This window comes from Mycobacterium sp. E3251 (genome assembly GCF_001666835.1).
GTDB lineage: Bacteria > Actinomycetota > Actinomycetes > Mycobacteriales > Mycobacteriaceae > Mycobacterium.
Genome location: NZ_LZJF01000161.1, coordinates 119509 through 140500 on the forward strand (window position 1 = coordinate 119509; position 20992 = coordinate 140500).

The window sequence follows — 20992 nt, forward strand, 5'->3', positions numbered from 1 at the left end:
TGGTGAGTCGTCTGGCCACCTTTGTCATCGGCCTGACCTTTCTGGTCGGCGTCGGCATCGCCTACCCGGCTCAGGTGCGCACGTACGACACACTGACCCTGGATTTCCGGTTGAACCACATCGCCGTCATCGGCGACTCCTATACCACCGGAACCGGTGAAGGTGGGCTGGGCCCGAGGTCGTGGCCCGCCCGCGCCTGGGACGTGCTCGCGGCGCGCGGCGAACGGATCTCGGCCGACGTCGCGGCCGAGGGCAGGGCCGGCTACGGCATGCCGGGCGACCATGGCAGCGTCTTCGAGGACCTGACCGCGAGGGCCGTGCAGCGCGACGACGTCTTGGTGGTGTTCTTCGGTTCCCGCAACGATGAGCCCATCGATGCGGGTGTGATCGGTCAAAAGGCCCGCAGCGCATTCGATGTGGCCCGCAGCCTGGCGCCGTCCGCACGGTTCCTGGTGATCGGGCCGCCGTGGCCGACCGCCGACGTGCCGCTCCCGATCCTGCAGATTCGCGACGCGCTCGGCGCGGCGGCCGCGGGCGCGGGGGCGACCTGGGTCGACCCGATCGCCGAACGGTGGTTCGTCGGTAGGCCCGATTTGATCGGGGCGGACGGTGTGCACCCGAACGACGCGGGCCATCAATACATGGCGGACAAGATCGCGCCGCTGATCCGCACGCAGCTGTCGACCTGACCTAGCCGTGCCGGGCCGCTTCCTGAGCGAGCTGCACCCGCGATGAGACGGCGAGTTTGGTGTAGACGTGCGTCAGATGAGACTGCACGGTGCGCGGCGAAACGAACAGCCGCGCGGCGATGTCCTTGTTGGGCAACCCTTCGCCGACGAGCCGAACGACGTCGAGTTCGGTGGGCGTCAGCGACTCCCAACCGCTCGCCGGTCGCCCGCGCGCACCGCGGCCCCGCTGCGCGTAGCTGATGGCCTCGGCGGTGGACAGCGCGGCGCCTTCCGCCCATGCGGCTTCAAAAGCCTTGGGATCCAAGGCTTCCCGCGCTTGCGCCAGCGAAGCGTCGTAGTCCGCTTGAAACACCTCGAAGCGCACCGTGCCGTGGCGCTGCCGCACGGCCTCGGCCGCCCCGAAAAGCCGCGCGGCATGCTCAGGATTGGTAACGGCGGCCAGTGCCGCGAGACAGTCGAGGGTATCGGGTAGATACAGGTGGCCGCCCGTGCGCTCGGCGAGCGAAACGGCTTCGTGGAGATCGCGTTCAGCCTGCTGCGGCTCACACTGGGCGGCGGCGACCCGGGCCCGCGCCGTCAGCGCCGCCGCCCGATAGCACCCGGGAACCGTTGCGACGGTGTCGTCCGCCCAGCGGCGGGCGGCGAGGTGATGGCCGCAGCTCATCGCAGCCTCGGCCATTGGCACCAGGCTTCTGGTGAACAGCTCCTTCAACGGATAGGTGTGCCGCCACGCCGCCTCGCAGGCCCGTGTCGCGCTCGCGGCATCACCGCGGGCCAGGGCGGCGTTGGCGAAGGCCACGTAGATCGTGTCCTCGTGGAAACCGCCCAGAGTGGCCGAGATTTCCAGCGCGGCTTCGGCCGCGGCCCTCGCCGCCGCGGCGTCACCGGTCCACGAGAGCGCCTGTGCCAGGGTGATCAGACCGAATACCTCCATCGGGCGGTCGTCGGCGGCTCGAGCCTCCTCGACCAGCGCGGTGGATACGAGGAGGCCCTCGGCTAGCTTGCCCTGCATCGACAGCGCACTGCTGAGGAACGTTCGGCTATACCGCGACATGAAGCTGTCGCCGAGCCGGTCGGCAAGGTCTCGTGCCTCCTCGCCGGCCGCCTGCGAGGCGACCGGATCGCCGGCGACGTTGCCGGCGAAGCACTGGTAGGCGAGCACGTGGTAAAGGGCCGAAAGGTCACCCGAGGCGCGAGCCATGTCGACGGCCTCGGCGAACAGCGGCGCGGCCAGCTCGGGGTCGTTGAAGGCCAGCATGCAGCAGGTGCGCAGGCTGTGAGCGATGAGTTTCTGATCACCGACTTGCCGCGCGGCGGCCAGCGCTTCCTCCGCTCGCTCGAGGCTGGCCGGAACGGAGTACCAGACCGCGAGCAGCCCCGCGTCGGCGACCGCCCGTATCCAGACCTCGGGCGCCACGTCCGCGTCGCGGTACCGCTCGTCGCCGAAGACGGCCTCGAACCCGGCCACGCCCTCGCGGAACCGTGCACGCGTCACCCACAGCCGCTGCAAGGCCGAGACGAGCCGCAACGCCGACTCGAACTCCCCGGCGTCGCAACTCCACGCGTGGGCCGCCCGTAGGTTGGCCATCTCGAGTTCGGCCCACGGAACCAACGGTGTCCCGTCGCCGCGCATCCGGGCTTCCAGCGTCACGGCGGCCGCGGTGTAGTGATCGCGGTGCCGGATCCGGACGGCCTCGGCCTCGCCCGACTCGGCCAGCTTTTCCAGGCCGTACTGGCGCACGGTCTCCAGCAGGCGGTATCGCATCGCGCCGTCGATTTCCTCGGTGACGATCAGCGACTTGTCGACCAGCAGCCCGAGCAGGTCGATGAGCTGGAAGTGCTCCACGCCGGCGTCGGCGCCCACGGCGTGCGCGGCGTCCAGGTCGAAACCGCCCATGAACACGGCCAGGCGGCGGAACAGGACGCGCTCCGGCTCGGTGAGCATGGCGTGGGACCAGTCGATGGAAGCGCGCAGCGTCTGCTGGCGGCGAACCGCGTTGCGCGCACCCCCGGCCAGGAGGCGGAAGCTGTGATGGAGGCTGTCGACGATCTGGGTCAGCGACAGGGTGCGGGTCCGCGCCGCCGCCAGCTCGATCGCCAGCGGCATGCCGTCCAGGCGCCGGCAGATCTCGGCGATGGCGGACGAATTGTCTTCGGTGCGTTGGAAATCCGGTCTGGTGCGGCGGGCGCGGTCGACGAACAAATCGACGGCCTCGTCGTCGACCGACAGCGACGGCACGCGCCAGGTCAGCTCTCCGGCGACGCCGACCGGCTCCCGGCTGGTCACCAGCACCGTGACCTCCGGGCCCGCATCAAGCAGGGCCACGACCAAAGCGGCGCTGGCATCCAGTAGGTGCTCGCAATTGTCGAGTACCAACAGCATTTTGCGGTCCCGGACGAACTTCGACACCGTCTCCATGGTGGAGCGGCCCGGTTGGTCGGCAAGACCCAGGGTGCGCGCGAGGGTGACCGGCACGACGAGGGGATTGGTGACGGGAGCGAGATCGACGAACCAGGCCCCGCCGGGGAAGACGTCGGCAACCTGCTCGGCGACCTGCACCGCCAACCGCGTCTTGCCGACACCCCCCGCCCCCGTCAGGGTCACGAACCTGTTTTCCTTCAAGATCTGTCCGATGTCGCTGATCTGCGTGCCCCGGCCGACGAAGCTGCTCAACTGTGTCGGAAGATGGGCATTGGCAACGTCATTCGCCCCTCGCAACGGCGGGAAGTCGTTGGTCAGGCCGGGGTGATTGAGTTGCACGACGCGTTCCGGCCGCGGCAGGTCGCGCAACGGGTGGACGCCCAGGTCGGTCAGCCAGGCATCGGCCGGTAGCCGGTCGAGCACCAGCGGTTCGGTGGCACCGGACAGTACGGTCTGCCCGCCGTGAGCAAGGTCGCGCAACCGCGCGGTCCGGTTGATGGTGGGCCCGGCGTAGTTGCCGGCGTCGCGCAGCTGCACCTCCCCGGTGTGCAGGCCGATGCGTAACCGGATCGGTGGCGGCACGGCCAGCTGGAGTCGTAGCGCGCACGCGACGGCGTCGCTGGGGCGGGCGAAGGCGACCACGAAACTGTCGCCCTCGCCCTGCTCGACGGGCCGCACCCCATCGTGGGCGGCGACGAGATCGTTCACGGTTTGATTCAGCTGCTCGAGCGCCGTGGTCATGGTGTCAGACTGGGTCTCCCACAGCCGGGTGGAGCCCTCCACGTCGGCGAGCAGCAAAGTCACGGTCCCTGTGGGCAGCTCGCTCACGCTCTGCTCGCTCCAGTCCAGCAGCGGCGTGTCCGCCGACGAATGAATGTCGATCATGTTAGCCAGCATGCGGGGACGTTGAGGGGGAAAACATCAGCGAAAACGCGCAACTCCGCCGGCCGCTACGCGCAGCTACGACCCGGGTTCAGTCTTCGGCGTGCCGCTCGTAGTCCCATCGCTCCAGGCGGGCTTGCAAGTTCAGCAAGCCGAACCCGGCGATCGGAGCGGCGGCCGCAATGCAGGCCAGCAGCAGCGGAGTCATCTCCACAACCTCCCAAAACCCTTCGCTGATATGACGTACGTCGACCGCCAGAAGTTCATAGCCGTTCACCTGCCCGCAGGCCCTCGATGTCGGGGCGAAATCCGGTCCGCTTCACCGCCCGCTCGGTGTGGCGGGTGGGGAGTTCGCTAGGCCGGACGCTCATGGGGTCTCCGCTAGGTCGCCATCCAGGCGAGTTCGCCGGGCAACATGAGACGCCACCAGGTCATGTCGTGTCCGCCGACCGTGAAGCTGACCGCCGGTGGCGTTTTGAGTTGGCTGACGAATTGGCGGGTGGCGGGATAGAAGCGGTCGAAGGTGCCGCAGTCCACGCGCAGCGGGATCTGCGACAGCGCGGGCACGCCCAGCACGCTGTTCTGCGTGAAGTCGTCCTCGCTGTCGAACGCCTTCGGAGCGCTGTCGGCGAACGAGGCGTACAACGCCGGGCTGATCGCGCAGATCCCCGCGGTCCGCGCCGGCCCCAGCTTGGCACCCAGGTGCAGCGCCCCGTAGCCCCCCATCGACCAGCCCATGAATCCCACCCGGGAGGTGTCGAAGCCCATCGTGGACAGCATCGGCAGCAGCTCGTCGAGCACCATCGCGCCGGAGTCGGTGCCGTCGGCCCGCTTGTGCCAGTAGGAGTCGCTGCCGCCGTCGACGCCCACCACCGCGAACGGCGGCTTGCCCTCCTTGACCAGCTGGGCCAGCCCTCGCTCGACACCGCAGTCGAGCATCATGTTCGCGTCGCCGTCCTTGCCGTGCAGCGCGATCACGGGTCGCAGCATCCCGGTTTGGCCCGGCGGCAACGCGATCACGTAATTCGTCTTCACCCCCCCGCGGGCGGCAGACACGAACGAACCCGTGAGCCTGGTGGGCAGGTTGCTGCTCGCCGCCGACGGCTCGAACGGGGCGGGGGCCTGCGGCAACGTCGCCGCTAGCGGCCTGACCGGGTCGAGCAGGGCGCTTAAGGCGAACACGCCAGCGGCTCCCAGGCCGGTGCTGGCTCCCATTCTCAGCACCGCCCGGCGTGTCAGGTCAGGCATGATCGCAATGATGCCGCGCTGACCGGGAATTCCCGCCCGAGCCACGCCGAAATGGAATGTTTGTGTGATCTCGCGTGACCGATCGGTCATGAACCGGTTACCTGCGGTGCACCGGACGGCGGGTCTGCCGGGCGGGTTGCGGTACCGTGCTACGGCCATCATCGCGACGCCCGCCGCGTGTCTCCACGCGCTGCTATTCCTTTGTGCCACAAGGTAACAAGCGATATGCGGCGGGGACGTCTGTTCGCCCGGGCGGGCGCCACCCGCCGCGGCGGCACGGCCGCCGGACGGGGATGCAATCTCGACGGTTTCAACCCTCCCGTGCCGGCCGCAAGTTTCGCACGATGGAGCTTTCGTGCCCGGCGTCGTGGATTGAAAGAGGTTGAGGATGAGTTTGGCGTTCCATTGGTTTCTGCCGACCTACGGTGATTCCCGGAACCTGGTGGCGGGCGGACACGGGACTCCGATGTCCGGGGACCGGCCCGCCACGCTGAAATACCTGCACCAGATTTGTGCGGCCGCCGAGGACAATGGCTTCGAGGCCGTGCTCACCCCCACCGGATTGTGGTGTGAGGACGCCTGGTTGACGACGGCGATGCTGGTCGAGGCCACCGAGACGCTGAAGTTTCTGGTCGCCTTCCGGCCCGGGCTGCTGAGCCCCACCCTGGCCGCGCAGATGGCCGGGACCTTCCAGCGGCATTCGAGCGGGCGGCTGCTGCTCAATGTCGTGACCGGCGGCGAACCCCACGAGCAGCGGGCCTACGGGGACTTCCTGGACAAAGAGGCGCGGTATGCGCGCACCGCCGAGTTCTTGCACGTGGTGCGTCAACTGTGGACCTCGTCGGCGCCGGTCACCTTTGCGGGAGAGCACATTCGCGTCGAGGGCGCGCAGCTGAACAATCCGCCCGACCCGGTGCCGGCCGTGTTCTTCGGCGGATCGTCGGCGGCGGCCGGCCCGGTTGCCGCCAAGCACAGCGACGTCTACCTCACCTGGGGTGAGCCGCCCACGGCGGTCGCGCAGAAGCTCGACTGGATCCGTGGGCTGGCCGTGGACGCCGGCCGAATCCTGCAGTACGGCTTGCGGATTCATGTGATCAGCCGCGACACGTCCGAGCAGGCGTGGGCCGAGGCCGACCGGCTGTTGGCCGCCGTCGACCCCGCCGACGTCGAGCGGGTACAGGCCAGCCTGGCCCGCAGCGAATCGGAGGGGCAGCGCCGCATGCTGGACCTGCATGGCGGCAGCAGCGGCCGGCTGCTGGTCGGGCCCAACCTGTGGGCCGGCGTGGGGCTGGTCCGCGGCGGAGCGGGCACCGCGTTGGTCGGGTCGCACGCCGAGGTCGCCGAACGGCTGGCCGAATACGCCAAACTCGGCATCACCCACTTCATCCTGTCGGGATATCCGCACCTGGAAGAGGCCTACTGGTTCGGCGAGGGCGTCCTGCCGCTGCTGGAGCGAATGGGCCTGTGGCGCCATCCCAACCGCCAGTCGCACCCGGTATCGGCGACGCCGTTCGCGGTCGCCTCGGCCCACTAAGACCATGGCGGCCACCCTGCCCGCGCCGGGGACCGGCGCAGGCCTCGACGCGAGCGCCGGCGCGGTCGACGAGTCCGCCGCGCAGCAACGCGGGCGGCTGCGCATCGTCGTCGCGGCCAGCCTGTTGGGGACCACCGTGGAGTGGTACGACTTCTTCCTCTACGCGACCGCTGCGGGCCTGGTGTTCAACAAGGTCTTCTTTCCCAGCGAGAGCTCACTAGTCGGCACGCTGCTGGCCTTCGCGACGTTCGCCGTGGGGTTCGTCATGCGGCCGGTCGGCGGGCTGGTCTTCGGCCACATCGGCGACCGGATCGGCCGCAAGCGCAGCCTCGCGCTGACCATGCTGATCATGGGCGTCGCCACGGCTTTGATCGGGGTGCTGCCCACCGCCGCCCAGATCGGGGTATGGGCGCCGCTGTTGCTGTTGGCCCTGCGAATCCTGCAGGGCTTCGCCCTGGGGGGCGAGTGGGCCGGTGCCGTGTTGCTCGCCGTGGAGCACAGCCCCGAGGGTCGGCGCGGCCGCTTCGGGGCCATCCCGCAGATCGGACTTGCGCTCGGGTTAGCCTTGGGCACAGGGATTTTCGCGTTCCTACAAATCGCCCTGGGTGCGGCGCGCTTCCTCGCCTACGGCTGGCGCATCGGTTTTCTGCTCAGCCTGCTGCTCGTGGTGATCGGCGTCGTGGTGCGGTTGCGGGTCGAGGAGACACCGGCCTTTCGCGAGCTGCGTGAGCTCGAGGCCACGGCCACGGTGCCCATTCGCGAGATCGTCCGTGAACCCCGATCGCGGCGAAACACCGTGTTGGGCTTGCTGTCTCGCTGGGCCGAAGGTTCGGCGTTCAACACCTGGGGCGTCTTCGCGATCAGCTACGCCACCGGGGCGCTGGGGTTCAACCGGGTGTCGGTGCTGGTGGTGGTGACCATCGCGGCGCTGTTGATGGCGGCGCTGCTGCCCGTGTCGGGGGCGCTGACCGACCGGTTCGGCGCCCGGCGGGTGTATCTGGCCGGCGTGGCCTGCTATGGCCTTGCGGCGTTTCCCGCCTTCGCGCTGTTCGGCACCAGGAACCTGGTCTGGTTCGGGGTGGCGCTGGTCGTCGTGTTCGGTGTGGTGCACGCGCTGTTCTACGGGGCGCAGGGCACGCTGTACTCGTCGCTGTATCCCACCAGCACCCGCTACACCGGTCTGTCGTTCGTGTACCAGTTCTCGGGCATCTACGCCTCCGGTGTCACCCCGATGATCGTGACCGCGCTCATCGCGGCTCTCGGCGGCGCGCCATGGCTGGCGTGCGGGTATTTGGTCGCGACGGCCGTCATCAGCGTGCTCGCCACGGCACTGATCCGCGAGCAAGACCTACATCTTTGAGCTGACTTCGCACTAGTGTCGTTCCCGTCGGGAGTCGCGAGGAAGCGAGAAGGCAATGACTGACGGGAACGTCGCGGGTTTTGAGCCGCTGTACGACGAGGCAGAACATGCCGGCGGGCGGATTCCCTGGGACATCGGCGGCCCGCAGCCGGCGGTCCAGCAGTTGGTTGCCTACGGCGGGATCCGCGGCGAGGTGCTCGATCCCGGGACGGGCCCCGGATATCACGCCATTCACTTTGCCGCGCAAGGGTTTTCGGCGACCGGAATCGATGAGTCACCTTCGGCCATCGAGCAAGCCAAGCGGAACGCCGATCGGGCCGGAGTCCAGGTCGATTTCCAGGTGGCCGACGCCACCAGGCTCGAAGGCTTCGAGGATCGTTTCGACACGGTGGTGGACAGCGCCTTCTATCACGTGTTCCTCAACGACGGGGTCGTCCAGACGCGGTACGCCCAGGCGCTGCACCGGGCCACCAGGCCCGGGGCGCGGCTCTACATGTTCGAATTCAGCCCCCACAACGTCAACGGCCTGCAGTGGACGGCGATACCCGCCGACAACTTCGAGCGGGTGTTCGGCGCCAACGGATGGCGAATCGACTACCTCGGCGGCACGACGTACGAGGCCCGCTTCCTCAAGGAGACGTTCGACGCCATGAAGACGCTCGCCTCCGAGCAGCAGGGCGAGATTCTGCAGCGGATGCGGCCACTGGTACACCGGCTGGGTGTCATCGACCCGCTGCTGGAAGACCACCGGGTGCACCTCCCGGTGTGGTCGGTGGTGGCCACCCGCCTCGACTGATCACCGCTGCACGCACCGGCATGGCTAGCACTCCGCAACTGCGCCAAGGGTTGTCGCAGCGCCAGCTCAGCATGATCGCCCTCGGCGGTGTCATCGGTGCCGGCCTGTTCGTCGGCTCGGGTGTGGTGATCAAGGACACCGGCCCCGCGGCGTTTCTGACCTACGCGCTGTGCGGCCTGCTGATCGTCCTGGTGATGCGCATGCTGGGCGAGATGGCGGCGGCGAACCCGTCGACCGGGTCGTTCGCCGATTACGCGGCTAAGGCGCTGGGCGGCTGGGCGGGATTCTCGGTCGCCTGGCTGTACTGGTATTTCTGGGTGATCGTGGTCGGCTTCGAGGCCGTTGCCGGCGGGAAAGTCCTCAACTACTGGTTTCATGCGCCGCTGTGGCTGCTGTCGCTGTGCCTGATGGTCTTGATGACAGCGACCAACCTGTTCTCCGTCTCGTCCTTCGGTGAGTTCGAATTCTGGTTCGCCGGAATCAAAGTCGCGACCATCGTGATCTTTCTCGGTGTGGGCACGGCCTTCGTGCTGGGGCTCGTGCCGGGCCATCACGGTGGACTGGCCAACCTCACCGCGCGCGGCGGCTTCTTCCCGAAGGGCGTCGGGGCCGTCTTCGCCGCCATTGTGGTGGTGATCTTCTCGATGGTCGGTGCCGAGATCGTCACCGTGGCCGCCGCGGAAAGCCGGGACCCGGAACTCGCGGTCCAGAAGGCGACGAGATCGGTGGTGGCGCGGATCGGTGTCTTCTTCGTGGGGTCGGTATTCCTGCTGGTGGTGATGTTGCCGTGGGACTCCGTGGAACTCGGCGCGTCGCCGTACGTGGCCGCGCTCAAGCACCTTGGGCTGCGCGGCGCGGATCAGGTGATGAACGCCGTAGTGCTCACCGCGGTGCTGTCCTGCCTGAACTCCGGCTTGTACACCGCGTCGCGCATGCTGTTCGTGCTCGCCGCGCGGGGCGAGGCCCCGATGCGCTTGGTCAGGCTGAGCGCGCGCGGTGTCCCGCACATCGCCATCCTGTGCTCCTCGGCGGTCGGATTCGGCTGCGTCATCATGGCGCGGGTCGCGCCGAACACGGTGTTTCTCTTCCTGCTCAACTCCTCGGGCGCGATCATCTTGTTCGTCTACTGGCTGATCGCCCTGTCGCAGATCATCCTGCGCCGCCGCACCCCCGCCGAAAGGCTGCGGGTGAAGATGTGGTTCTTCCCGGTTCTGTCGATCCTCACCCTGGCCGGAATCACCGCCGTGCTGGTGCAGATGGCCTTCGATCGCTCGGCGCGCAGTCAGCTCTGGCTCAGCCTGCTGTCGTGGGCGGTGGTGATCGGGCTGTACTTCGCCGCCCGGACCCGCGGCCGAATCGGTACTCGCCGTGCGATCCGCGGCAGTGCACCTCCGGACGGTGTGTCATGACAGCCGACGAGCGCCGCGGGGGCGTCGATTTGACCAACCTGGACCAGCCGCTGAGCCCGGATGCCGGAGCCACCAAGCGTGACCTGATCGATTACCTGGACGCGGTGGCCGACCGATTCTTGCCCGTCCTGGCCGGTCGCGCGCTCACGGTGCTGCGCGTGCTGGGGGGCAGGCCCGCGTTCATGCAGAAGAACGTGCCGGAATACGCACCGGCGTGGCTGCGGACGGTCCCGGTATGGGCCGAGGCATCCAAACGCCAAGTGCGCTATGCCGTCTGCGATGACCTGCGAACGCTGTTATGGCTGGCCAATCAGCGCGCCGTCGAATACCACCCATCGCTCGGCCTGGCCGACGATCTGCGCCGGCCCACCCATTTGGTGCTCGACCTCGACCCGCCGGCCGACGATGACTTCACCGCCGTGGTCGCCGTCGCGCACGTGGTACGGCAGGCGTTGGCCGACAGCGGGTTGGCGGGCGCGGTGAAAACCAGCGGCGCCAAGGGGATTCACGTCTTCGTGCCGCTCGACGGCACCGTTGCGGTGGGCGACGTCGCGGCCGCGACCCGGGCGCTCGCCGCCCGCGCTGAAGCGCTCGACCCGCGGAGGGCGACAACGGCTTTCATCGTGGCCGACCGCGCTGGCAAGGTGTTCGTGGACTCGACCCGGGCCGGTGGGGCGACCGTCGTCGCCGCGTACAGCCCGCGCCTGCGCCCGGGCATGCCGGTGTCCTTTCCGCTCGCCTGGTCGGATCTCAATTCCGCGCGCCCCGGTGACTTCACCATCCACACGGCGCTCGATGCCCTTGCCGGGCGCGACCCCTGGGCCGAGCACATGCCCGATCCGCAGCGCCTGCCGGACGATCTGATCGAGCAGGGCCGCGCGATTCCGGTCGCCCGGGTGGCCGCGATGCACGAGGGCAAACGGCGCGCGCGGGCCCGCCGCGACGACTGAGGCTTTGGCGGGCGGGCATCCACCTCACTCGGTTTTGGTCAGCAGCACCGCGTCCTCGAACGGCAGCCTGGCGAACACCGTCCGGCCCCGTGTCACGTGCTCTGCCGCTTCGGCCTTGGTGACCACCCGCGGGTCGGCGATGCCGAAACCCTTGCCGTTGCGGCGCATCCGCCCCCCTCCCGCGGCGGTCAGGTTCTTCAACCAGTCCCGGTCCGGGCCGTAGGTCAGCAGGATCGCCACCCCGGGCTTGCCGTCGACATCCGCGCTGAACACATTCACCGGGGTGCGGTACGGCTTGCCCGAGCGGCGGCCGACGTGTTCGACGATGGCAAACGGTGGCAGCCAGCCGGCCCACAGCCGCTGAACCGGGTTGGTGACGCGACGGTTGAACCGGGCGAGTCCCTGCGGCATCTGCATACCGCTATCCAACTCGCCTGAGTCCCCGGGCATCAACCCAACTTTTGGCGGCGATCGGGTCTAGTGTCTGAACATGGGCGACTCGCCAGGTAACGAAGCGGCTCAGCGCGCCGAGGAGCTGCTGCGCAGGGGCCGGGACCTGGCCGCGCGCAAGCCCATCACCTCCGACGACGTCGAGCGCGCGACCGACCGCGCCCAGCATGCGCACGAGCGGGACGAGGAGGCGCACCGCCGCGACCGGGATCGCCACTACGAAGCCGCCGCCGCGCACGAGCGGGCCGCCGAAGTGCACGAGCGGGCCGTCGAAGAGCGCCTCGGGGACGTCGAGGCGCACCGGCGCGCGGCGGAGAGGGAACGCGAGGCCGCCCGCCATCACTTCCAGGCCGCCCAGCAAGCCGAGCGGCAGGGCGACGCCTAACCCGTCCTGCTACACCCTGTAGTTGAACCGGCCGCGGAGGCTGGGACACTGGTTGTCATGGGAAGCAGTGACCAGGCGACCGCGCACGCCGCCACCACGGCGGCGTCGGCCCGGTTGTTCGAGGATGCCTGCGCCGTCATCCCCGGCGGGGTGAACTCCCCGGTGCGGGCGTTCACCGCTGTCGGCGGCACCCCGCGCTTCATCACCGAGGCCCGCGGGTGCTGGCTCACCGACGCCGACGGCAATCGCTACGTCGACCTGGTCTGCTCCTGGGGTCCGATGATCCTCGGGCACGCGCACCCCGCCGTCGTCGAAGCAGTCACTACGGCCGCGGCCTCCGGACTGTCGTTCGGCGCGCCCACGCCGGGGGAGAGCCGGCTGGCCGCCGAGATCATCGGGCGGGTGGCACCGGTCGAACGGATACGGCTGGTCAACTCCGGGACCGAGGCGACGATGAGCGCGATCCGGCTGGCCCGCGGGTTCACCGGCAGGCCCAAGATCGTCAAGTTCTCCGGCTGCTATCACGGCCACGCCGACGCCCTGCTCGCCGACGCGGGCTCCGGGGTGGCGACGCTGGGTCTGCCGTCCTCGCCCGGGGTCACCGGCGCGGCGGCCGCCGACACGATTGTGTTGCCCTACAACGACATCGACGCCGTGCGGCAGGCCTTCGCCGAGTTCGGTGACCAGATCGCCGCGGTGATCACCGAAGCCAGCCCGGGCAATATGGGCGTCGTCCCACCCGCGGCCGGCTACAACGCCGGGCTGCGCGCCATCACCGCCGAACATGGCGCGCTGCTCATCGTCGACGAGGTGATGACCGGCTTCCGGGTCAGCCGAAGTGGTTGGTACGGAATCGATCCCGTCGCGGCCGACCTGTTCACCTTCGGCAAGGTGATGAGCGGCGGACTGCCGGCGGCCGCGTTCGGTGGGCGCGCCGAGGTGATGGAGCGGCTCGCGCCGCTGGGGCCGGTGTATCAGGCCGGCACGCTCTCGGGCAACCCGGTGGCGGTGGCCGCCGGCCTGGCGACGCTGCGCGCCGCCGACGCCGCGGTCTACGCCGCGCTGGACGCCAACGCCGACCGGCTAGCCGGCCTGCTGTCCGAGGCGTTGACGAGCGCCGCTGTGCCGCACCAACTTTCGCGTGCAGGCAACATGTTCAGCGTGTTCTTCGGCGACGCGCCGGTGACCGACTTCGCGTCCGCGCGGGCCAGCCAGACGTGGCGTTATCCGCCGTTCTTTCACGCCCTGCTGAACGCGGGCGTCTACCCGCCCTGCAGCGCTTTCGAGGCATGGTTCGTCTCGGCGGCGCTGGACGACGCGGCGTTCGACCGGATCGCCGAAGCCCTGCCCAACGCCGCCCGCGCGGCCGCCCAGGAGGACAAGCCCTGATGGCCGAGCAAACCCGCGTCCACGTCGTGCGCCACGGCGAGGTGCACAACCCCAGCGGCGTCCTCTACGGCCGGCTGCCCGGATTCCACCTGTCCGACCGGGGCCGCGAGCAGGCGGCCGCGGTCGCCGACGCGCTGTCCGGGCGCGACATCGTCGCGGTCGTCGCCTCCCCACTGCAGCGGGCCCAGGAAACCGCCGCGCCCATCGCCGCCAAGCACGACGTGGCCGTGGACACCGACCATGACCTCATCGAATCGGCGAACTTCTTCGAGGGCCGGCGCGTCGGCCCCGGCGACGGCGCCTGGCGTGACCCGCGGGTCTGGTGGCACCTGCGCAACCCGTTCACCCCGTCGTGGGGCGAGCCGTACGCCGAGATCGCGGCGCGGATGACGACCGCGGTGGACAAGGCCCGCGCCCGCGCAGCCGGCAGCGAGGTCGTGTGCGTCAGCCATCAGCTGCCGGTGTGGACGCTGCGCCTGCACCTAACCGGCCGGCGGCTGTGGCACGACCCGCGGCGCCGCGAGTGCGGGCTGTGCTCGATCACCACCCTGGTGTACGAGGGCGACCGGCTGGTCGACGTCGAGTACCAGGAGCCGGCGCGCTGAGCATGTGGCGACTGGCGATGGCTGGGGTCGTACTGACGACCCTGGTCGCCGGCTGTTCTTCCGGTCGTGACGCGGTAGCGCAGGGCGGCACGTTCGAATTCGTCTCGCCCGGCGGAAAGACCGACATCTACTACAACCCGCCGTCCAGCCGCGGCCACCCCGGTCCGCTGTCCGGGCCGGACCTGGCGGACCCCGCGCACCCGTTGTCGCTGGACGATCCGATCTTCGCCGGCCGCGTCGTCGTCATCAACATCTGGGGACAGTGGTGTGGCCCATGCCGGGCCGAGGTCAGCCAACTCCAGCAGGTGTACGACGTCACCCGCGACAAGGGGGTGTCGTTTCTCGGCATCGACGTGCGCGACAGCAACCGGCAGGCGGCGCTGGACTTCGTCAACGACCGCCACGTGACGTTCCCCTCCATCTACGACCCGGCGATGCGCACGCTGATCGCGTTCGGCGGCAAGTACCCGACCACCGTGATCCCGTCCACGCTCGTCCTGGACCGTCAGCACCGGGTCGCGGCGGTGTTCCTGCGCGAACTGCTGGCGGCCGACCTGCAGCCCGTGGTGCAGAAGGTGGCCCAAGAATGAGCGGGTTCACCCAGATCGCCGCCGCCGGACCGCTCCTGGTGGCCCTCGGCGCGTGCCTGCTGGCGGGGCTGGTGTCGTTCGCCTCGCCCTGCGTGGTGCCGCTGGTACCCGGCTACCTGTCCTACCTGGCCGCCGTCGTCGGCGTCGACGAGCAGCCACCGCCCGGCGCCATCAAGGCCCCACCGTCGGCGCGGTGGCGGGTCGCGGGTTCGGCGGCGCTGTTCGTCGCCGGGTTCACCACGGTGTTCGTGCTGGGTACCGTCGCCGTCCTCGGCATGACGACGGCGCTGATCACCAACCAGCTGCTGCTCCAGCGGGTCGGTGGCGTGCTGACGATCGTGATGGGTCTGGTGTTCGTCGGCCTCATCCCGGCCCTGCAACGCCAGGCCCGGTTCAGCCCGCGACAGCTGACGACGGTCGCCGGGGCGCCGCTGCTGGGCGCGGTGTTCGCGCTCGGCTGGACGCCGTGCCTCGGGCCGACGCTGGCCGGCGTGATCACCGTGGCCTCGGCCACCGACGGCGCGAGCGTGGCCCGCGGGATCGTGCTGGTGATCGCGTACTGCCTGGGGCTGGGCATCCCGTTCGTGCTGCTGGCCTTCGGCTCGGCGGGCGCGGTGGGGGCGCTGGGCTGGCTGCGCCGCCACACCCGGGCCATCCAGATCTTCGGGGGCGCGCTGCTCATCGCGGTCGGTGCGCTGCTGGTCAGCGGGGCGTGGAACGACTTCGTCTCCTGGCTGCGCGACGCCTTCGTGTCCGACGTGAGGCTGCCGATATGAGGCAACTTCTCGCTTGGGCCCGCAACACCTGGCGCGCGCTGACGTCGATGGGCACCGCGCTGGTGCTGCTGTTCCTGCTCGCGCTGGGAGCGATCCCCGGCGCGCTGCTACCGCAGCGCAGCCTCAACGCCGGCAAGGTCGACGACTACCTGAAGGCCCACCCCGTCATCGGGCCGTGGCTGGATCGGCTGCAGGCCTTCAACGTGTTCTCCAGCTTCTGGTTCACCGCCATCTACGTCCTGCTGTTCGTCTCGCTGGTCGGCTGCCTGACCCCGCGGATGATCGAGCACGTCCGCAGCCTGCGCGCCACCCCGGTGGCCGCTCCGCGCAACCTGGCCCGGCTGCCCAAGCACGCCAGCGCCGAGATCGAAGCCGACGCCGACGAGCTGAACGCCCTGGCGAACGAGATCACCGGCCGGCTGCGCGGCTGGCGCGCGGCCATCCGGCATGAAGGCGAAGCCGTCGAGGTGTCCGCCGAGAAGGGCTACCTGCGCGAGTTCGGCAACATCGCCTTCCACTTCTCGTTGCTGGGCCTGCTGGTCGCGGTGGCCGTCGGCAAGCTGTTCGGGTACGAGGGCAACGTCATCGTGATCGCCGACTCCGGCCCGGGCTTCTGCTCGGCCTCGCCGGCCGCGTTCGATTCGTTCCGCGCCGGCAACACCGTCGACGGCACGTCGCTCAACCCGATCTGCATTCGCGTCAACGACTTCCAGGCGCACTACCTGCCGTCCGGGCAGGCCACCTCGTTCGCCGCCGACATCGACTACCAGGCCGGACACGATCTGGCTGCCAACAGCTGGCGGCACTACCTGTTGGAGGTCAACCATCCGCTGCGGGTCGGCGGCGACCGGGTGTACCTGCAGGGCCACGGCTACGCGCCCACCTTCACCGTGACCTTCCCGAACGGGCAGACCCGCACGTCGACCGTGCAATGGCGGCCCGACAACCCGCAGACGCTGCTCTCGTCCGGGGTGGTGCGCATCGACCCGCCCGCGGGCAGCTATCCCAACGCCGCCGATCGCCGACAGCACGAGATCGCGATCCAGGGTCTGCTGGCGCCGACCGAACAGCTCGACGGCGCGCTCTTGTCGTCGCGCTTCCCGGCGCTGAACGCCCCCGCGGTGGCCGTCGACATCTACCGCGGCGATACCGGGCTGGACACCGGGCGGCCCCAATCGCTGTTCACGCTCGATCCGCGGCTGATCCAGCAGGGCCGGCTCACCAGGGAAAAGCGCGTCAACCTGCGCGCCGGGCAGGAGGTGCGGATCGACCAAGGTCCGGCGGCCGGCACGGTCGTCCGCTTCGACGGCGCGGTGCCGTTCGTCAACCTGCAGGTATCCCACGACCCCGGGCAGGCCTGGGTGCTGGTCTTCGCCATCACGATGATGGCGGGCCTGGTGGTATCGCTGCTGGTGCGCAGGCGCCGGGTGTGGGTGAGGCTCACCCCGGGGGCCGGTACGGTGAACGTCGAACTGGGCGGGCTGGCGCGCACCGACAACTCCGGATGGGGCGACGAGTTCGAGCGGTTGACCGAGCGGGTGCTCAACGGCCTGGGTGAGCCCGGCGCCGCGCAGTCACTCAGGCCCCCCGCGTCCAAAAGGAGTTCTCAGGTGGACGTCAAATGAACACGGTGCACGTCAACATCGGCTTGGCGCGGTACTCCGACTGGGCGTTCACGTCCGCCGTGGTGGCGCTCGTCATCGCGCTGTTGCTGTTGGCCTTCGAGCTGGCGTATGCCGGCGGCCGCCGCGTCGACCGGCGCGAGCGGGTTTTGGCCGGTGCGGTGTCCTCCGATAGCTTCACCCCCGGCATCGTGGAGGAGGCGTCCGGCCGGCCGTTGGACGAACGGGTGGGGCGGGCCGGGCTGGCCGTCGTCTACCTCGGCATCGGGCTGCTGCTCGCCTGCATCGTGCTGCGCGGCCTGGCCACCCTGCGGGTGCCGTGGGGCAACATGTACGAGTTCATCAACCTGACCTGCATGTGCGGCCTGCTCGCCGGGGCCATCGTCCTGCGCCGCCCGCAGTACCGCCCGCTGTGGGTTTTCCTGCTGGTGCCGGTGCTGATCCTGCTCACGGTGTCCGGCCGCTGGCTCTACACCAACGCGGCGCCGGTGATGCCCGCGCTGCAGTCCTATTGGCTGCCCATCCACGTGTCGGTGGTCAGTTTGGGCTCCGGTGTGTTCATGGTCGCCGGCATCGCCAGCATCTTGTTCTTGCTGCGCACGTCGCGGCTGAGCGACCCCGAGACGCCGGGCGCCCTGGCCCGGATGGTGCGACGGTTTCCCGACGCTCAGACCCTGGACCGCGTCGCCTACCGGACCACGATCTTCGCCTTCCCGGTGTTCGGCTTCGGGGTCATCTTCGGGGCGATCTGGGCGGAGGAGGCCTGGGGCCGGTATTGGGGCTGGGACCCCAAGGAGACGGTGTCCTTCGTCGCGTGGGTGATTTACGCCGCGTACCTGCACGCCAGGTCGACGGCGGGCTGGCGGGACAGGAAGGCGGCATGGATCAACGTCGCCGGGTTCGTGGCCATGGTCTTCAATCTGTTCTTCGTTAACCTGGTGACTGTGGGCCTGCATTCGTATGCGGGCGTGGGGTGACCGCAGCAACCGACCCAAGTAACACAACAAGGGGGAGTGCACGTGTCCGACCATCCAACGACGGGCGTCGGGACGCCCGATCAGCCGACGACGCAATTGCCTCCGCAGGAGCCGTCCGCCTCGCAATCGGCGGAAAACGGCGACCAGTCTCTTGCCGACGGCGGCGAAGCGCCGACGCGCGCCTTCGCCGGGTTCCGCACCGAGCGGCGGGTTCCCGGCCCGGAGCGGCGCGAGGCGGCACCACCCACCACGCCCAGGCCCGCGGGGATGCCGCCGTGGGACGCCACGCCGGTGACCGGCATCCCGCGGGTTGACCCGACCGCTTACGGCGCCTACTACACGGGCCCGGTCGACGCGCCGGCCCCGCAAGCCCCGCCGCGCCCGGAGTCGTTGCCGCACACGCCCTACCCGGAGCTGTCCACCGGCATGCTGCTGCGGCCCGTCAAGCCGCCGCCGTCGGAGGGCTGGCGCCGGCTGCTCTACGAGCTGTCCGGTCACCTGATCAACCTCGGGGAGGGCCCCCGGGCCGCGCGCTACAACAACTTGGTGGCGCAGGTGAACCGCCCCTTGCGCGGGTGCTACCGCATCGCGTTGGTGTCGCTCAAGGGCGGCGTCGGCAAGACGACCATCGCCGCGACCATGGGCGCCACCTTCGCCTCCATCCGCGGCGACCGGGTCGTCGCGGTCGACGCGAACCCGGACCGCGGCACCCTGAGCCAGAAGATCCCGCTAGAGACCGCGGCGACGGTGCGCCAGCTGCTGCACGACGCCGGCAGCATCGAGCGCTACAGCGACGTCCGCCGCTACACCTCGAAAGGCCCGAGCGGGCTGGAGGTGCTGGCGTCGGAGACCGACCCGGCGATCTCGGAGGCGTTCGGCGCCGACGACTACACCCGGGTGCTGGACGTGCTGGAGCGGTTCTACGGCCTGGTGCTCACCGACTGCGGCCCGGGACTGCTGCATTCGGTGATGTCCTCGGTGCTGGAGAAGGCCGACGTTCTCGTCGTGGTCAGCTCGGGATCCATCGACGGGGCCCGCAGCGCTTCGGCGACGCTGGACTGGTTGGACGCGCACGGCCACGAGGAGATGGTCCGCAACTCGGTCGCGGTCATCAACGGCGTGCGGTCGCGGACGGGCAAGGTCGACATGAACAAGGTGGTCGACCACTTCTCCCGGCGCTGCCGTGCGGTCCAGATCGTGCCGTTCGACCCGCACCTCGAGGAGGGCGCCGAAATCGAGTTGGACCGGCTCAAGCGGTCCACCCGCGAGGCGCTCACTGAGCTGGCGGCCATCGTCGCCGACGGGTTCCCGGGCGATCAGCGCAATCCCGGAGTCGCGTAGAGCGAGCCTTAGCGGGGGTTGTTGTCCCCGTGCCCTAACCGCCGTAAGAAGTCTGGATCGTCGTCAGGCCCGATAACGCGCGTCTTCGCCCGGTTGGTTTGTGACCGAGCCGTCCGCCAGCCAACGTAGATCAGGGTCCCCAACATCAGGACGAGCAGCAGGTAGAGCACTCAACACCTCCGTTGACGAATATACCCGGGCCGTAGGCTTTCCCCTGTGTCAGAAGGAGTCAGCGACAACAGCACCGGGGACCGCGTGGACGAAGGCGGGCAGCACGGCGCCGGCTCTCGGGCGGTCGTCGACGTTCTCCTCTACGCGGGGGCGCGGCTGCTGCTGGCGGTGGCGCTTGCCGCCGCAATCTACGGGGTGGCCCGCCTCATCGGTGTCAGCCAGTTTCCGATCGCGGTCGCCGCGCTGTTCGCCCTCATCATCGCCATGCCCCTGGGCATCTGGCTGTTCGGCCCGCTGCGCCGGCGCGCTACCGCGTCGCTGGCGATCGCCGGCGAGCGGAGGCGCCGGGAACGGGAACAACTGCGGGCTCGGTTGCAGGGCGAGGCGCCGACCGACGACGCGTGAGGCCGGTCAGAGGTTGGGCATCCGGACGACCTGCGCGGCGTAACTGAGGCCCGCGCCGTAACCGATCAACAGGGCGAGATCGCCCGCCTTGGCCGCCCCGGTCGCCAGCAGTTCGGCCATCGCCAGGGGGATGGACGCCGCCGACGTGTTGCCGGTGTGCTCGATGTCGTTGGCGACGACGGCGTCCGGCCGCAACTCGAGGCTCTTGGCCAGGACCTCGTTGATGCGGCTGTTGGCCTGGTGCGGCACGAACACGTCGATCTCGTCGGGCCTGACGCCCGCCGCGTCCATCGCCTGCCGGCCGACCTTGCCCATCTCGAATGCCGCCCACCGGAACACCGCGCTGCCCTCGAGCCGCAGGAAGGGGCGCGGGCCCGTCGGGCTGTCCATGTAGTCGATCCAGTCGATGTCCTGGCGGATCGCCAGGGCCTGCTCGCCGTCACTGCCCCAGACGGTCGGCCCGATGCCCTGCTCGGGCGTCTCGCCGACCACCACCCCGGCCGCGCCGTCGGCGAAGATGAAGCAGTTGGTGCGGTCCTGCATGTCCACGGTGGGGGACAGCTTCTCCGAACCGAGGACCAGCACCTTGGCGGCGGTCCCGCCGCGGATCATGTCGGCCGCTTCGCCGCCCGCGACGAATCCGCCGCGTCGATGGCCACCGAGGCCGGGCGGCAGGCGATCGCGAACGCCGGGCTGGTGCCGTCGGACATCGACTGCGTGATCGTCGCGACCAGCACGCATTTCCTGCAGACCCCGGCGTGCGCCCCGGCCGTCGCCGCGGCGCTGGGGGCCACCGGCGTGCCCGCGTTCGACGTCTCGGCGGGGTGCGCGGGCTTCGGCTACGCGCTCGGCGTCGCGGCCGACATGATCCGCGGCGGGACCGCCGCCAAGGTGCTGGTCCTCGGTTCGGAGAAGCTGTCCCCCACCGTGGACATGCAGGACCGCACCAACTGCTTCATCTTCGCCGACGGCGCGGCCGGGGTGGTGGTCG

General features: G+C 69.7%; 19 protein-coding genes and 2 pseudogenes. 16 read left to right on the forward strand and 5 right to left on the reverse strand.

The window, feature by feature from the left end; translation table 11 throughout:
- The first annotated feature begins 2 nt into the window (after window positions 1-2).
- Window positions 3-689: a GDSL lipase gene (locus tag A5697_RS20190; RefSeq protein WP_067946220.1), complete on the forward strand. Its 687-nt coding sequence runs from the start codon at window positions 3-5 to the stop codon at window positions 687-689.
- A gap of 1 nt (window position 690) precedes the next feature.
- Here A5697_RS20190 and A5697_RS20195 read toward each other — a convergent pair whose 3' ends face one another.
- Both A5697_RS20195 and A5697_RS20205 read right to left on the reverse strand, forming a co-directional pair.
- On the reverse strand, window positions 691-4008 hold the full coding sequence (locus A5697_RS20195) for a LuxR family transcriptional regulator (protein ID WP_068011801.1): 3318 nt from the start codon (window positions 4006-4008) through the stop codon (window positions 691-693).
- Window positions 4009-4374: 366 nt separating this feature from the next.
- The gene (locus A5697_RS20205) at window positions 4375-5241 is read right to left on the reverse strand and encodes an esterase family protein (protein ID WP_304442491.1); all 867 of its coding nucleotides are present in this window, start codon (window positions 5239-5241) and stop codon (window positions 4375-4377) included.
- Window positions 5242-5629: 388 nt separating this feature from the next.
- Between A5697_RS20205 and A5697_RS20210 the strand changes: the two genes are divergently transcribed.
- From A5697_RS20210 to A5697_RS20230, 5 genes are read left to right on the forward strand one after another with little or no spacing between them, the layout of a single operon-like run.
- Window positions 5630-6775 carry an LLM class flavin-dependent oxidoreductase gene (locus tag A5697_RS20210; protein WP_068011802.1) on the forward strand — a complete coding sequence of 382 codons (1146 nt, stop codon included), beginning with the start codon at window positions 5630-5632 and terminating at the stop codon, window positions 6773-6775.
- Between the two features lie 4 nt (window positions 6776-6779).
- Window positions 6780-8135, forward strand: coding sequence for an MFS transporter (locus tag A5697_RS20215; RefSeq protein WP_068011803.1), 1356 nt, complete (start codon window positions 6780-6782; stop codon window positions 8133-8135).
- A gap of 55 nt (window positions 8136-8190) precedes the next feature.
- A complete protein-coding gene (locus tag A5697_RS20220) occupies window positions 8191-8931 on the forward strand; it encodes a class I SAM-dependent methyltransferase (RefSeq protein ID WP_156673387.1) in 741 nt (246 codons plus the stop codon).
- 20 nt (window positions 8932-8951) lie between these two features.
- Window positions 8952-10340, forward strand: a complete 1389-nt coding sequence (locus tag A5697_RS20225; protein WP_068011804.1) for an amino acid permease — start codon at window positions 8952-8954, stop codon at window positions 10338-10340.
- A complete protein-coding gene (locus A5697_RS20230; RefSeq protein WP_068011805.1) occupies window positions 10337-11290 on the forward strand; it encodes a DNA polymerase domain-containing protein in 954 nt (317 codons plus the stop codon). The genes A5697_RS20225 and A5697_RS20230 overlap by 4 nt, the downstream gene beginning before the upstream one ends.
- A 24-nt stretch (window positions 11291-11314) precedes the next feature.
- Here A5697_RS20230 and A5697_RS20235 read toward each other — a convergent pair whose 3' ends face one another.
- Window positions 11315-11707, reverse strand: a complete 393-nt coding sequence (locus A5697_RS20235) for a nitroreductase family deazaflavin-dependent oxidoreductase (protein WP_068011806.1) — start codon at window positions 11705-11707, stop codon at window positions 11315-11317.
- A 73-nt stretch (window positions 11708-11780) separates the two neighbouring features.
- Here A5697_RS20235 and A5697_RS20240 point away from each other — a divergent pair, with 73 nt between their 5' ends.
- From A5697_RS20240 to A5697_RS20275, 8 genes are read left to right on the forward strand one after another with little or no spacing between them, the layout of a single operon-like run.
- Window positions 11781-12125 (forward strand): hypothetical protein, encoded by a 345-nt coding sequence (locus A5697_RS20240; RefSeq protein ID WP_067943554.1) that lies wholly within the window; start codon window positions 11781-11783, stop codon window positions 12123-12125.
- Between the two features lie 57 nt (window positions 12126-12182).
- Window positions 12183-13514, forward strand: coding sequence for a glutamate-1-semialdehyde 2,1-aminomutase (gene hemL / locus A5697_RS20245; protein WP_068011807.1), 1332 nt, complete (start codon window positions 12183-12185; stop codon window positions 13512-13514).
- Window positions 13514-14119: a histidine phosphatase family protein gene (locus A5697_RS20250; protein WP_067950159.1), complete on the forward strand. Its 606-nt coding sequence runs from the start codon at window positions 13514-13516 to the stop codon at window positions 14117-14119. Before hemL ends, A5697_RS20250 begins: the two co-directional genes overlap by 1 nt.
- Window positions 14120-14121: 2 nt before the next feature.
- Window positions 14122-14709 (forward strand): TlpA disulfide reductase family protein, encoded by a 588-nt coding sequence (locus tag A5697_RS20255; protein ID WP_068011808.1) that lies wholly within the window; start codon window positions 14122-14124, stop codon window positions 14707-14709.
- On the forward strand, window positions 14706-15485 hold the full coding sequence (locus A5697_RS20260; RefSeq protein ID WP_067950156.1) for a cytochrome c biogenesis CcdA family protein: 780 nt from the start codon (window positions 14706-14708) through the stop codon (window positions 15483-15485). Before A5697_RS20255 ends, A5697_RS20260 begins: the two co-directional genes overlap by 4 nt.
- Complete coding sequence (locus A5697_RS20265; protein WP_068011809.1) at window positions 15482-17110, forward strand: cytochrome c biogenesis protein ResB; 1629 nt, start codon at window positions 15482-15484, stop codon at window positions 17108-17110. The genes A5697_RS20260 and A5697_RS20265 overlap by 4 nt, the downstream gene beginning before the upstream one ends.
- Entirely contained in the window at window positions 17107-18084 is a 978-nt protein-coding gene (gene ccsB / locus A5697_RS20270) for a c-type cytochrome biogenesis protein CcsB (protein WP_067950152.1), read from the forward strand. Before A5697_RS20265 ends, ccsB begins: the two co-directional genes overlap by 4 nt.
- Window positions 18085-18126: 42 nt before the next feature.
- Window positions 18127-19425: a MinD/ParA family protein gene (locus tag A5697_RS20275; protein ID WP_067950165.1), complete on the forward strand. Its 1299-nt coding sequence runs from the start codon at window positions 18127-18129 to the stop codon at window positions 19423-19425.
- A gap of 8 nt (window positions 19426-19433) precedes the next feature.
- On the opposite strand, the gene A5697_RS27840 is transcribed toward A5697_RS20275, so the two are convergent.
- On the reverse strand, window positions 19434-19595 hold the full coding sequence (locus A5697_RS27840; RefSeq protein ID WP_156622576.1) for a hypothetical protein: 162 nt from the start codon (window positions 19593-19595) through the stop codon (window positions 19434-19436).
- Between the two features lie 85 nt (window positions 19596-19680).
- Here A5697_RS27840 and A5697_RS20280 point away from each other — a divergent pair, with 85 nt between their 5' ends.
- A complete protein-coding gene (locus tag A5697_RS20280; protein ID WP_068011822.1) occupies window positions 19681-20001 on the forward strand; it encodes a DUF4229 domain-containing protein in 321 nt (106 codons plus the stop codon).
- 6 nt (window positions 20002-20007) lie between these two features.
- Here A5697_RS20280 and A5697_RS20285 read toward each other — a convergent pair.
- Window positions 20008-20628, reverse strand: a pseudogene (locus tag A5697_RS20285) (3-oxoacyl-[acyl-carrier-protein] synthase III C-terminal domain-containing protein); the annotation flags it as partial.
- Here A5697_RS20285 and A5697_RS20290 point away from each other — a divergent pair.
- Window positions 20620-20992 (forward strand): annotated as a pseudogene (locus A5697_RS20290) (3-oxoacyl-ACP synthase); the annotation flags it as partial. The pseudogenes A5697_RS20285 and A5697_RS20290 sit on opposite strands and share 9 nt — an antisense overlap.

What these genes read in the sequence shown, in the direction of transcription:
- A5697_RS20195 (WP_068011801.1), bottom strand. Translation starts at nt 4,008, where the DNA reads ATGCTGGCTAACATGATCGACATTCATTCGTCGGCGGACACGCCGCTG.
- A5697_RS20205 (WP_304442491.1), bottom strand. Translation starts at nt 5,241, where the DNA reads ATGCCTGACCTGACACGCCGGGCGGTGCTGAGAATGGGAGCCAGCACC.
- A5697_RS20210 (WP_068011802.1), top strand. Translation starts at nt 5,630, where the DNA reads ATGAGTTTGGCGTTCCATTGGTTTCTGCCGACCTACGGTGATTCCCGG.
- A5697_RS20215 (WP_068011803.1), top strand. Translation starts at nt 6,780, where the DNA reads ATGGCGGCCACCCTGCCCGCGCCGGGGACCGGCGCAGGCCTCGACGCG.
- A5697_RS20220 (WP_156673387.1), top strand. Translation starts at nt 8,191, where the DNA reads ATGACTGACGGGAACGTCGCGGGTTTTGAGCCGCTGTACGACGAGGCA.
- A5697_RS20225 (WP_068011804.1), top strand. Translation starts at nt 8,952, where the DNA reads ATGGCTAGCACTCCGCAACTGCGCCAAGGGTTGTCGCAGCGCCAGCTC.
- A5697_RS20230 (WP_068011805.1), top strand. Translation starts at nt 10,337, where the DNA reads ATGACAGCCGACGAGCGCCGCGGGGGCGTCGATTTGACCAACCTGGAC.
- A5697_RS20235 (WP_068011806.1), bottom strand. Translation starts at nt 11,707, where the DNA reads ATGCAGATGCCGCAGGGACTCGCCCGGTTCAACCGTCGCGTCACCAAC.
- A5697_RS20240 (WP_067943554.1), top strand. Translation starts at nt 11,781, where the DNA reads ATGGGCGACTCGCCAGGTAACGAAGCGGCTCAGCGCGCCGAGGAGCTG.
- hemL (WP_068011807.1), top strand. Translation starts at nt 12,183, where the DNA reads ATGGGAAGCAGTGACCAGGCGACCGCGCACGCCGCCACCACGGCGGCG.
- A5697_RS20250 (WP_067950159.1), top strand. Translation starts at nt 13,514, where the DNA reads ATGGCCGAGCAAACCCGCGTCCACGTCGTGCGCCACGGCGAGGTGCAC.
- A5697_RS20255 (WP_068011808.1), top strand. Translation starts at nt 14,122, where the DNA reads ATGTGGCGACTGGCGATGGCTGGGGTCGTACTGACGACCCTGGTCGCC.
- A5697_RS20260 (WP_067950156.1), top strand. Translation starts at nt 14,706, where the DNA reads ATGAGCGGGTTCACCCAGATCGCCGCCGCCGGACCGCTCCTGGTGGCC.
- A5697_RS20265 (WP_068011809.1), top strand. Translation starts at nt 15,482, where the DNA reads ATGAGGCAACTTCTCGCTTGGGCCCGCAACACCTGGCGCGCGCTGACG.
- ccsB (WP_067950152.1), top strand. Translation starts at nt 17,107, where the DNA reads ATGAACACGGTGCACGTCAACATCGGCTTGGCGCGGTACTCCGACTGG.